Origin of the sequence: Methylosinus sp. R-45379, assembly GCF_001644125.1 — a bacterium.
GTDB lineage: Bacteria > Pseudomonadota > Alphaproteobacteria > Rhizobiales > Beijerinckiaceae > Methylosinus.
In genome coordinates, this window is sequence record NZ_LUUM01000318.1 from 1 (window position 1) to 11,465 (window position 11,465).

Here is an 11,465-nt window from a genome sequence, read left to right on the forward strand (position 1 = left end):
GAGGAGGGAAGCACGAGGGGGAGCTTCAGATGGCCGGGCATGAAGGTTTCCTCGTCCTTCGAGACGCCGCTGCGCGGCTCCTCAGGATGAGGAAACCTTCACCCGATCGCTCTGATGGGCGACAGCGCCGCCATCTCCCGCCGATCCCGCCATCCCGCTCCCTCCCTTGTCGCCTCCGCCCGTCCGACTTATAGACCTCGCTGCGGCCGTAACCCTATCCGAGTGCTCGACCATGGAAGACGCGTCCTCGATTCTGATTCCCGCCGCCGTCGGCGCGCTCATCGGCGTGGCTTTCGCCTTTTTCGCGCGCTGGTCGGAGCGTTATCCGCAGGCGGGCTCCCGCCGCGCGCTGGCCTATGGGCTCATCGCCACGGCCGCGCTCTATGTCGGCTTCGCCTTCGCCTCGGACAATGCAAAGGCCTGGTTCGGCATCGAAATGACCGGCCTCGCTATTTTCGGCTCCTTCGGGCTGCTGGGCCTCGTCGGCTCGCCCTGGTGGCTCGCCATCGGCTTCGCTCTGCATCCCTTCTGGCATCTGCAGTTCCATTATTTCGGCACGGGCTCGGAGTTCGCGCCGGCGTGGTTCACGCTCGGCCTCACCGGTTTCGATCTGGCCGTCGCCGCTTATGTCGTCTATGCCATTCTGCGCGGCGCCGATCCGCAGCTCCAGCGCAAGCCGCGGCCCTCCGCGCCTTCCGCCGCCGGCGGGGAGGAGGATGAGCCGCAACGTCCGCTCACGCGCAATGAGCGCCGCGTCGCCAAAAAGTCGCGCTGAAACCACGCCGCAGAGAGGCTCCGATCGATGAACGCTCCCGCCGATTTCACTCTCCGTCACGATTGGACGCTGGAGGAGATCGTCGCCATCCACGACGCCCCTCTGCTCGAGCTGATCGCGCGGGCGAGCGCACTGCACAGCCGCTTCTTCGATCCCAATGACGTGCAGAAGGCGGCGCTGCTCAGCATCAAGACAGGCGGCTGCCCGGAAAACTGCTCCTATTGCTCGCAATCTGCGCATCACCGCGAGGTCAAGCTCGACCGCGTCGAGCTGCTGCAGGTGGACGAGGTTCTGGACGCCGCCAAGCGCGCGCGGGAGGCCGGGGCGGATCGTTTCTGCATGGGCGCAGCCTGGCGCCAGGCGCCCAAGGGCGAGCGTTTCGACTCCGTGCTGGAGATGGTGCGCGGCGTGCGAGCGCTCGGCATGGAGGCCTGCGTCACGCTCGGCATGCTCGACGACGGCCAGGCCGAGCGTCTCGTGGAGGCGGGCCTCACCGCCTATAACCATAATCTCGACACTGGGCCGGAGTTCTACGGCGAGATCGTCACCACCCGCACCTATGAGGATCGACTGCAGACGCTCGCCGCAGTGCGCCGCGCCGGCATAGAAATGTGCTGCGGCGGCATCATCGGCATGGGCGAGAGCGTGCGCGACCGCGCCCATATGCTGCAGGTTCTGGCCTCCTTCGATCCGCATCCCGAGAGCGTGCCGATCAATGCGCTGGCGGCCATAGAAGGCACGCCGCTCGAGGGCCGCCCGCCGGTGGATTCGCTGGAGCTGGTGCGCATGATCGCGACGACGCGCATCCTCATGCCGAAATCCCGCGTGCGCCTGTCGGCCGGCCGCTCCGGCCTCTCGCGCGAGGCGCAGATATTGTGCCTCGTCGCCGGCGCCAACTCCATCTTTTATGGCGAGAAGCTTCTGACGGCCGGCAATCCCGGCCTCGACGCCGATGCCGCGCTCTTCTCTGCGCTCTCCGCGCAGGGGCAGGGGGCCTGCGCGGCGAAGCAATAGGCGCCGCGGGCGGGAGGAAAAGCGGGGAGAGACCGATGCATGGGCAGGACCGCTTTCTCCTTGCCGGCGTGATGGGCTGGCCGATCTCGCATTCGCGCTCGCCCAAAATCCACAATTACTGGCTCGCCCGCTATGGTCTCGCCGGCGCCTATGCGCCGCTCGCCATAGAGCCGGGTCGGCTCGAGGCGGCGCTGCGCGCGCTGCCGGCGCTGAATTTCTCGGGCTGCAATCTCACCATCCCGCATAAGGAGGCGGCGCTCGCCATCGTCGACGTTCTCGACGCGAGCGCGACGCGCATCGGCGCGGTCAATTGCGTGGTGGTGGAGGAGGACGGGACGCTCGTCGGCCGCAATTACGACGGTTTCGGCTTCACCGCCTCGCTGCGCGCCGCCGCGCCCATGTGGCGGGCGGACGCCGGGCCGGCGGTGGTGATCGGCGCGGGCGGAGCGGCGCGGGCGGTCATCGCCGGGCTCATCGATTCCGGCGCGGCCGAGGTGCGGCTGTTCAACCGCACGCTCGAGCGGGCGCAGAAGATCGCAGCGGATTTCGGCGCTCCGGTCACGGCGCATCGCTGGGAAGAACGCGCCGACGGCCTCGCCGGCGCCGGCCTGCTGGTGAACACGACGAATCAGGGCATGGTGGGCGAGCCGCCGCTCGATCTGCCTTTGGATCGCCTGCCGGCGGAAGCGCTCGTCTCCGATATCGTCTATGCGCCGCTGGAGACGCCGCTGCTGGCCGCGGCCCGCGCCCGCGGCAATGTCGCGGTCGATGGGCTCGGCATGCTGATCCATCAGGCGCGGCCGGCGTTCCGCGACTGGTTCGGCGTCATGCCGGAGGCGACGCCGGAGCTGCGCGCGCTGATCGAGGCGACGCTGTAGAGATCAGAGCGCTCCGCCCGGCGCATCCGGCCGGGCGAGGAGTATTTCGCGGGGCTCACGCCACAAAGGCGGAGACAGCGAAGCGGAAGGGCGACCAGCGGCTCGACAATTCCACCAGCTCATTGGCGCGCTTGAGGAAAGTCGAGTAGCGCTCGCTCGCGAAGCGCGATTGCGCCTCCAGCGCATCGCTCACCGATCGCGCTTGGCCGAGGGCCAGCGCCAGATCGAAAACGGCGGTCGCGTTCTCATTCACGAGATCGAATGTCTTCAACGACCAGAGGCTCGGGTCGAGCGGCTCGGCCTTGGCGGGCGCGGTCTCGATTGTCGCGGCGACGATGGTCACCGGCGCGATCGGCGCTTGGGCGATCGGTTCCGCAACGACCTCGAGGGCGGGTTCCGCGATTGTCTCGAGGACAGGTTCAGCCGCCGTCTCGAGCGCCGGCTCCGGCGCTATGTCGAAAACAGGCTCCGGCGCGGTCGCGGTCTCGGCAGGGACCTCGATGGCAAGCTCGGCCGGCGTCAGCGCCAACTCGACGGGTTCCAAGGCGGCGGTCACGGCCTCGATCTCGGCGGCTTCCAGAGCGGCGGCGACGGCGTCGATCTCGACGGGCGACGCGGCCTCCAGCGGGGCCGTCTCGTGCTCATCGTCGTCCAGCGCGTCCTTGAGGGTAATCGGCGGCTCCTTCGGCGGCGCCGGGCGCTTGGAAGAACCTCTCGTATGGGTGGCCATCGCTTCGGGCTCCTTTCGTGCTGGTGTCGGCAGTTAGTGTCGCGCCCGAATCGCCTTCGGCGCTCGAAAGCTCCGCGGAAACGCCGCTCTACTCGACGCTGCCTCTACTCACGCCGCCGAGACGCGCCGCAGCGCGTTTCGTCGAGGCGCCGCGCGTCATCGGCGCGGCGCCGTCGGCAACTCACTTGCCGGTCGTCGCTTTTTGCAGCGCAGCGCCGAGATCCTTGGCCTGGGACTGTATCGCCTCGACCTGGCTCTTCACATACTCCGCCTGCAGCTGGAGCACTTCCTGGGGATCCTTGGCGCGCAGAAGCTTCTGCGCGAGATCGAAAGCCGCATTCACATTGGCTTCGGCGTAGCCGAGCGCCTTGGCGCTCACATCCTTGGCCCCGACCTGGAAGGTGGCTGTCGTCGTCTCGACGGAGCCGATCGCCTTTTGCGCGGCTCCGGCGAATCCCTCGAACGCCTTGCGCGCCTGCTCGACGCTCTTTTCGGCGAAGTCGCGGACTTCGTTCGGTATCTGATAGATCGGTTCGCTCACGAATGCTTCCTTCTGGTCGGGTCGGCTCGAACGCCCGTCGGCCGAAGAAGGGGCGCCGGCCGAGCCGAATATGGCTCAACTCATGTTGCATTGCAACATAATTGTGGTCTAGGGGCGGCGCATCCGTTCATCATGAATCGTCGAAGCTTGTTAAAATGTCCTGCGCCGCATAGACCAAGCCGCAACGAACCTTTAAGTTTCCTTTAACCGATCCTTCACCTTGATCGGCCGCGACGCGCGTTCCGCGTCGTTTTGTTCCGCGCCGCTTCCGGCGCTTGTCGCGTCTGAAGAGGCGCTGTCGATATGAGCGAGCACGACAGGATCGAGAGCGAGGCGGTCGCCACGCAGATCGGCGCCGATCCGGCCTTCGCCGCGCTCGAGGCGTCCGGCGCGCCGATCGTCGCCGCCGCGGGCGAGCCGCTGGCGATCATCCACGCCAATGAATCCGCCATATCCGTTTTCGGCGGCGATCTCGTCGCGCTCGGCGACCGGCTGTTCGGCGGCGACGAGCCCGGCGCGCGCCGGCTGCGCGAGCTCGCGGGGGCGGAAAGCCACGCCGCCGCGCCGCGGCTGGAGCGGCTGCGTTTCTCCTTCGGCCCAATCGCGCAGACGGCGACGGTTCTGTGCCGCAGGCTGACGTCCGAGGATTCGGCGCCGCTGTTTCTGGTCGCAATGCTCGGCATGCGCTCCGCCGCGAATGAGACTCCGCTGGTTCAGCCAGCCGAAGCTCCTGTCCCCGAGGCCGTGATCGCCGAGCCAGAGGCTGTAGCCGAGTCCCGCGCAGCTCCCGAGCCTGTGATCGAGCCGCCGCCCGCCCGTCCGCCGCGGCCGGAACGTTTCCTCTGGCGCTCCGACGCCGAGGGACGGGTGCTCGATGTCACCGCCGCCCTCGCCGATGTGGTCGGGCGCGAAAATGGCGACATTGCCGGACGTCCGTTTCTCGAGCTGGCGAGCCGGCTGCGACTCGCGCCCGATGAACGCCTCGCCGACGCCTTCGATTCGCGCCGCTCCTGGAGCGGGGTGGAGCTGGACTGGCCGCTCGACGGCGGCTGCGCCCGCGTTCCTGTGACACTCGGCGCTCTGCCGGTCTTCGACGACGGCCGTCATTTCGGCGGCTATCAGGGCTATGGCGTGCTGCATGTGGATCGGCTGCGCCAAGAGCCGGAGCGCGAGCCAGAGCCAGAGCCCGATTTGACGCCGCCGCCAGCGGAAGAGCCCGCCACTGCGCTGGAGCCGCTGGCCGAGGCCGTCCCGATCCAGACCGCCCCGGCCGAGACGGAGCAGACGCCGGCGCTCCTCGGCGCCAAGATCGTGCCGCTGCGGCCGCTGCCGCGCCTCGAGGAGGCCGCCGCCTCCATCGGCGAGTCTCTGTCGCCGAGCGAGCGCACCGCTTTCGACGAAATCGCCCGCGCGCTCGCTTCCGCCGCGCAAAAGCCGGCCAAGGGCTCGGTGCGCGATTTGTTCGAGACGATCGAGCAGGCGACCGGGCAGCAGGCGATGGGGCAGGCGACCGCCGTCTCGGCGGAGCCCGCGCCCGAATCGGAGCCTTTCGAGGAGCCGTCCCACGAGGCCGCGCCGTCCCAAGAGCCTCTGCCCTCCAATGAGAATAGCGCCTTTCCGGGCGATCTCTCGCGCGCCGCCGCTCTGCTCGATCGGCTGCCCATAGGCGTCATGGTCGCGCGCGGGGCGGAGGCGCTCTACGCCAATCGCACGCTGCTCGATTATCTCGGCTATGGCGACGCCGCGGCGCTGACCGGCGATGGCGGCGCGACGCGGCTCTTCGCCGGCCGGCGCCCGCCGACCGCGGCGGACGGAACCGCGGGCGGGGTCGTCGAGGTGCTCGATTGCGACGGCGAGCCGTTGGAGGCCGATGTTCGGCTCGAGCCGATCCAATGGGACGGTCTGGCCGCCACTCTCGTCACGCTGCGCAGCGCGGCTTCCGTCGCCGCGCCGGAGAGCGCGCGCGCCGGCGCCTTGCGCAAGGAGCTGGAGAGCCGCCGTCATGAGGCGGAGGAGCTGCGCGCGACGCTGGACGCCATGGGCGACGCCGTTGTGGTGGTCGACGCCGAGGGCAGGCTGCGCAGCGTCAACGCAGCGCTCGGCCGGCTCATCGGCGGCGAGCCGCGCGCGCTGCTCGGCTCTGGCCTCGCCTCGCTGTTCTGCGACGCCGATCAAGGCGTGGTCGCCGATTTTCTCCGTCGCCCGACGAGCCGCGATCTGGGCGATGGGCTGCAGGTGCAGGCGCGTGGACGCAATGGTCAGGTCATCCCGGTGCAGCTGACGCTGGCGCCGCTCGGCCCGCCGCCGGAGCTGAGGCGCTGCGTCATTCTCCATGTCATCCGCCGTCGCAGCTCCGACGACGAGCTCGAGGCCGCCCGCCACGAGGCCGAGCGCGCCAGCGCCGCCAAGACCGATTTCCTGGCCAAGGTCAGCCATGAGATCCGCACGCCGCTCAACGCCATCATCGGCTTCGCCGAGGTGATGATGGAGGAGCGCTTCGGCCCGCTCGGCAATGATCGTTACAAGGAATATCTCAAGGACATCCACACATCGGGCGAGCATGTGCTGAGCCTCGTCAACGATCTGCTCGATCTCTCCAAGATAGAGGCGGGCAAGTTCGAGCTCGACGTCGAGCGGATCGACGCCAACGCCGTCATCTCCGAATGCGTGTCGATCATGCAGCCGCAGGCGAACCGTAGCCGTGTGGTGATCCGCCTGTCCTTGTGGCCGCGCTTGCCGCGCATCCTTGCCGACGGCAGGTCGCTGCGGCAGATATTGCTGAACCTTCTGTCCAACGCGGTGAAGTTCAACGAGGCGGGCGGACAGGTGATCGTGTCGAGCGCCTTGACCGACGCCGGATATGTGGTGATCCGCGTGAAGGACACAGGGATCGGCATGTCCGAGAATGAGATCGAGACGGCGCTCGAGCCCTTCCGGCAGATCGGCTCGTCGCGCGGCGGCACGGGCCTCGGCCTGCCGGTGACGAAAGCGCTGATCGAGGCCAATCGCGCCTCCTTCTCGATCAAGAGCCGCAAGAACCAAGGGACGCTGATCGAGGTCGCCTTTCCGCCGCCGCAAGTGCTCGCGGCGGAATAGCGAGGCCCCGCCGGCGCCACGCCGGAAAGGGGATTTCGATGAGAGCGTCGGATATCGTCTGCATGGATGAAGCGTTTCGCTTGGCGAAGAAGAGCTTCGACGAGGGCGGCCTGCCGATCGGCTCCGTTCTCGCCGAAGGCGCGCGCATGCTCGGCCGCGGCCATAATCGGCGTGTGCAGCAGGGCGATCCTATTCTGCATGGCGAGATGGATTGCCTGCGCGACGCCGGACGCCGCGCCTCCTATCGAGAGACGACGCTCTACACGACGCTCTCGCCCTGCATGATGTGCGCGGGGACGATCGTGCAGTTCAAGATTCCGCGCGTCATCATCGGCGAGAACAGCAATTTCGGCGGCAATGAGCAGTTTCTCCGCGACCACGGCGTCGAGGTGATCGTGCTCGATGACGCGCGCTGCCGGGAATTGATGCGAGACTATATCGCGGCCAATCCGTCGATCTGGAACGAGGACATCGCCGAGGACGCGCCGCGCGGGGGAGCCGAGGGACAGTGACAGTCGATCTCAACGCCGATCTCGGAGAAGGATTCGGAGCCTGGCGCATGGGCGACGACGAGGCCATGCTCGACCTCGTGACCTCCGCCAATGTCGCCTGCGGCTATCACGCCGGCGATCCGGACATAATGGCGCGTTGCTTCACGCTGGCGAAAGCGCGCGGCGTCGCCATTGGCGCGCATGTGTCCTTTCCCGATCTCGCCGGTTTCGGCCGGCGACGCATTCCCTATTCCGCCGCCGAGGTGGAGCGTCTCGTCGCCTATCAGATCGGCGCGGCGCAGGCGCTCGCGCATTACAGCGGCCATCGCCTCACTTATGTGAAATGCCATGGCGCGCTCGCCAATGTCGCGGAGGTCGAGCCGGAGATCGCGCTCGCCGTGGCGCGGGCGACGCGCGCCGTCGACGCCAGCCTCACTCTGCTGGCCATCGCCTGCAGCGAGCAGGTGGCGGCGGCCGAGCACGCCGGCGTCACGATTGCGCATGAGGTGTTCGCCGATCGCGCCTATCTCGATGACGGACGGCTCAAGCCGCGCGGCCAGAAGGGCGCCGTGATCGATGATCCGGATTGGGCCGCGGCGCGCGCGCTCAATATGTTGAACGAGCAGGCGATCGTCACCGAGAGCGGCAAGCGTCTGCCGACGCCGATCGACTCCATTTGCGTGCATGGCGACACGTCGCACGCTGTCGATATGACACGGCGTCTGCGCGATGCGCTCGAGCGCGCCGGCTATCAGCTTCTGCCCTTTGCGCCCTCGGAGACATGAGGCGATGCGCTATGTCGCGCCGCGCTGTCTCGACGCCGGCGAGGCGGCGCTGGTCGTCGAATTCGGCGATAGCGTCGATCCTGCGATCAGCGCCGAGGTGCTGGCGCTGGACGCCGCACTGCGCGCCGCGCCGCTGGCGGGAATCGTCGAGACGGTTCCGACCTATCGCTCGCTGATGATCCATTACGATCCGCTGGCGCTCACGCGCGCCGCGCTCGTCGCCCATGTCGAGGCGCTCGAGAGAGCGCCGCAGGAGAACGCTGCGCCGAGCGCCCGCTGGATCATTCCGTGCTGCTACGCGCCGCCGCATGGCGAGGATATCGCGGCGGCGGGCGATGCGCTGTCGCTTTCGCCCGAGCGCATTGCGGAGCTTCATTCGGGCGCCGATTTTCGCGCCTATATGTATGGCTTCGCGCCGGGCTGGTGCTATCTCGGCGGCCTGCCGGAGGCGCTCGCAATTCCGCGCCGCGCCTCCCCGCGCGGGCCGACGCCGCGAGGGGCGGTGCTCATCGGCGGCGGCCTCTCGCTCATCGGCGCCGATCCCATGCCGACCGGCTGGTATGTCCTCGGCCGCACGCCCGAGCGCCTTTTCGCACCCGAACGTGATCCCTCCTTTTTCGTCGAGGTCGGCGATGCGCTTCGCTTCGAGCCGATCGACGAAGCGACATTTCGCGCGCTCGAGGAGAAAAGCGCGCGCGGCGAGATGATCGCGCGGCGCGAGACGACGCGATGAGCGCACGGCTGATCCTCCGCGCGGTGGGGCCGGGCGTCACTCTGCAAGACTCCGGGCGGCGCGGCAGCCTGCGCTTCGGCGTCACGCCGGCCGGGCCGATGGACGCGCGCGCCTATGCCGCCACCAATCTCGCGGCGGGCGCCGCTATGGGCGCAGCGACGATCGAGGTCTCGCTCGGCGGATTGGAGCTGACGGCGGAAGGCGAAACCATCGGCCTCGCCATCGCCGGCGGCGAATTCGACATTCGCCTCGACGGCGCGCCGCTTCCCTTCGCTTGCGCGCTCTCGCTGGAGCCGGGCGCGCGGCTTACCATTCGCGCGGGGCGGAGCGGGGCGTGGTGCTATGTCGCCATCGCGGGCCGCATCGATCTGCCGCCGACGCTGGGCTCGCTCGCGACACATACGCGCTCTTTCATGGGCGGGCTCGAGGGGCGGGGCTTGCGCGCCGGCGATGTTCTGCCGCTCGCCGATCTCGCCTCGCCGCCGCGAGAATTGCAGGCGCTCGAGGCGCCCTGGCTCGCCTCTGGGGAGGAGCCGATCCACGCCGTGCTCGGACCGCAGGCGGATTATTTTTCGCAAGAGGCGATCGGCGAATTTCTGTCGGCGCGCTGGCGGGTCGGGCAGCGCAGCGATCGCATGGCCTATCGGCTGGAAGGCGGGCGCCTCGCCCACGCCAAGGGCCATGACATTGTTTCGGATGGGGTGGCGCTCGGCGCGATCCAGGTTCCGGGCGACGGCGCGCCGCTCGTGCTGATGGCCGATCGCCAGCCGACCGGCGGCTATCCGAAGATCGCCAATGTCATCGGCGCCGATATCGGCCGTCTTGCGCAGCGGCGGCCGGGGGATGCGTTCTCCTTTGCCGCGGTATCGATCGAGCAGGCCGTTGCGGCGCGGCGGGCGCTGAGCGAGGCGATGGCGCGGGGCGTGCGGCTGCGCGCCGTGGGCGGGGAGATTTCGACGGAATTGCTGCTGTCCGCCAATTTGATCGGCGGCGTCGCCGATGCGTATCGGCCTTTGGATAAAGAGTAGGGCTCGCCCCCTCCCGTACCCTCCCCCGCTGCGCGGGAGAGGGGAGGCGGCAAGCATTGCGCAAACTTGTGTGAAGGGCCGAATCCGCTCCCTCTCCCGCGCAGCGGGGGAGGGCTGGGGAGGGGGGCGTCCAGCGGCTAGACTACTCCTGCAACGGTCCCCAGGACGGATCAGACGCGTAGGACGGCGTCGGCACGGGGAATTCCGAGCGGCCGAAAATATCGACCATGAAAATCTTGGCGCCGCCGCCGCCGCCCGGATCGCGGAAGAACATCAGGAACAGCCCGTTCGGCGCCCAGGTCGGGCCTTCATTATGAAAACCTTCGGTGAGGATGCGCTCGCCGGAGCCGTCCGGCTTCATTACGCCAATGCCGAAGGAGCCGGAGGATTGCTTGGTGAAGGCGATGTAATCGCCCTTGGGCGACCACACCGGCGTCGAATAATGGCCCTGGCCGAAGGAGATGCGCCGCGCGCTGCCGCCGCCGCCGCCCATCACGTAAATCTGCTGCGAGCCGCCGCGATCGGATTCGAAGACGATCTCGCCGCCGCTCGGGGAATAGGAGGGCGAGGTGTCGATGGCGTTGGTGTCGGTGAGGCGGGTCGTCGTGCGCGAGCGGACATCCATCGCATAGAGATTGGTGGCGGCGCCCTGCGACAGCGACATCACGATCTTCTGGCCATCCGGCGAGAAGCGCGGCGAGAAGGTCATGCCCGGAAAATTGCCGACCACCTCGCGCTGGCCGCTCTCTATGTTCAGCAGCAGCACCTTCGGATCGGCGGAGCCGAAGGACATATAGGTGACGTCCTGCGAGGACGGCGAGAAGCGCGGCGTGACGACGAGCTCCTCGCCGCGGGTCAGATAGCGCACATTGGCGCCGTCCTGATCCATTATGGCGAGACGCTTGCGGCGGTGCTCTTTCGGGCCGCTCTCATCGACGAAGACGACGCGCGTGTCGAAAAAGCCCTTCTCGCCGGTGATGCGCGTGAACACGGCGTCCGAAACGAGATGCGCGACGCGGCGCATATTGGCGGAATCGGTCACATATTGCTGGCCCGCGGCCTGCTCGCCGGTCGAGACGTCGAAGAGGCGGAACTCGGTCTTGAGCCGTCCGTCCGGGCTGCGCTGCGAGCGGCCGGTGACGACATATTGCGCATTGAGCGTGCGGAAGAGATCGAGATTGGGCGTGGCCTCGGAGCCGGCGGACTCCGGGACGGCGCCCGGCTCGATGGGGCGCAGAAAGACGGAGCGCTTGAAATTATTGACGATGACGCTCGTCACTATGCGCGCCGCCTCATCGCCGGAGAAATTCGTCACCGCGACGGAGACCGGCTGAAAGCCGCCGCCCGCGCGCAGATCGAGCACGCGCGCCGCGCGCGCCGGCGCGGCGAGAAGC

11 protein-coding genes are annotated in these 11,465 nt (G+C 68.2%); 8 read left to right on the forward strand and 3 right to left on the reverse strand.

Annotated features, from left to right (window positions below):
- Window positions 1-232: 232 nt before the first annotated feature.
- From A1351_RS23420 to A1351_RS23430, 3 genes are read left to right on the forward strand one after another with little or no spacing between them, the layout of a single operon-like run.
- Window positions 233-775: a hypothetical protein gene (locus A1351_RS23420; protein WP_024880227.1), complete on the forward strand. Its 543-nt coding sequence runs from the start codon at window positions 233-235 to the stop codon at window positions 773-775.
- A 27-nt stretch (window positions 776-802) separates the two neighbouring features.
- The gene (gene bioB / locus A1351_RS23425; protein ID WP_024880226.1) at window positions 803-1,789 is read left to right on the forward strand and encodes a biotin synthase BioB; all 987 of its coding nucleotides are present in this window, start codon (window positions 803-805) and stop codon (window positions 1,787-1,789) included.
- 35 nt (window positions 1,790-1,824) lie between these two features.
- Window positions 1,825-2,667 carry a shikimate dehydrogenase gene (locus tag A1351_RS23430; RefSeq protein ID WP_024880225.1) on the forward strand — a complete coding sequence of 281 codons (843 nt, stop codon included), beginning with the start codon at window positions 1,825-1,827 and terminating at the stop codon, window positions 2,665-2,667.
- A 55-nt stretch (window positions 2,668-2,722) separates the two neighbouring features.
- Here the strand turns inward: A1351_RS23430 and A1351_RS23435 are convergent, their stop codons facing one another.
- Together A1351_RS23435 and A1351_RS23440 are read right to left on the reverse strand one after the other, a co-directional pair.
- Window positions 2,723-3,397 (reverse strand): phasin family protein, encoded by a 675-nt coding sequence (locus A1351_RS23435; protein ID WP_024880224.1) that lies wholly within the window; start codon window positions 3,395-3,397, stop codon window positions 2,723-2,725.
- 181 nt (window positions 3,398-3,578) lie between these two features.
- Window positions 3,579-3,938, reverse strand: a complete 360-nt coding sequence (locus tag A1351_RS23440) for a phasin (RefSeq protein ID WP_024880223.1) — start codon at window positions 3,936-3,938, stop codon at window positions 3,579-3,581.
- A gap of 303 nt (window positions 3,939-4,241) precedes the next feature.
- Between A1351_RS23440 and A1351_RS23445 the strand changes: the two genes are divergently transcribed.
- The 5 genes from A1351_RS23445 to A1351_RS23465 are packed head-to-tail and all read left to right on the forward strand — an operon-like array spanning window position 4,242 to window position 10,071.
- Complete coding sequence (locus tag A1351_RS23445; protein ID WP_064034078.1) at window positions 4,242-7,034, forward strand: histidine kinase dimerization/phospho-acceptor domain-containing protein; 2,793 nt, start codon at window positions 4,242-4,244, stop codon at window positions 7,032-7,034.
- Between the two features lie 38 nt (window positions 7,035-7,072).
- A complete protein-coding gene (locus A1351_RS23450) occupies window positions 7,073-7,546 on the forward strand; it encodes a nucleoside deaminase (protein WP_024880221.1) in 474 nt (157 codons plus the stop codon).
- On the forward strand, window positions 7,543-8,310 hold the full coding sequence (locus tag A1351_RS23455) for a LamB/YcsF family protein (RefSeq protein ID WP_024880220.1): 768 nt from the start codon (window positions 7,543-7,545) through the stop codon (window positions 8,308-8,310). Before A1351_RS23450 ends, A1351_RS23455 begins: the two co-directional genes overlap by 4 nt.
- 4 nt (window positions 8,311-8,314) lie before the next feature.
- Window positions 8,315-9,043, forward strand: a complete 729-nt coding sequence (locus A1351_RS23460; RefSeq protein ID WP_024880219.1) for an allophanate hydrolase subunit 1 — start codon at window positions 8,315-8,317, stop codon at window positions 9,041-9,043.
- Complete coding sequence (locus tag A1351_RS23465) at window positions 9,040-10,071, forward strand: biotin-dependent carboxyltransferase family protein (protein ID WP_024880218.1); 1,032 nt, start codon at window positions 9,040-9,042, stop codon at window positions 10,069-10,071. The genes A1351_RS23460 and A1351_RS23465 overlap by 4 nt, the downstream gene beginning before the upstream one ends.
- Window positions 10,072-10,213: 142 nt before the next feature.
- Here the strand turns inward: A1351_RS23465 and tolB are convergent.
- The coding region (gene tolB / locus A1351_RS23470; protein ID WP_064034079.1) for a Tol-Pal system beta propeller repeat protein TolB at window positions 10,214-11,465 on the reverse strand (1,252 nt) is incomplete at its 5' end.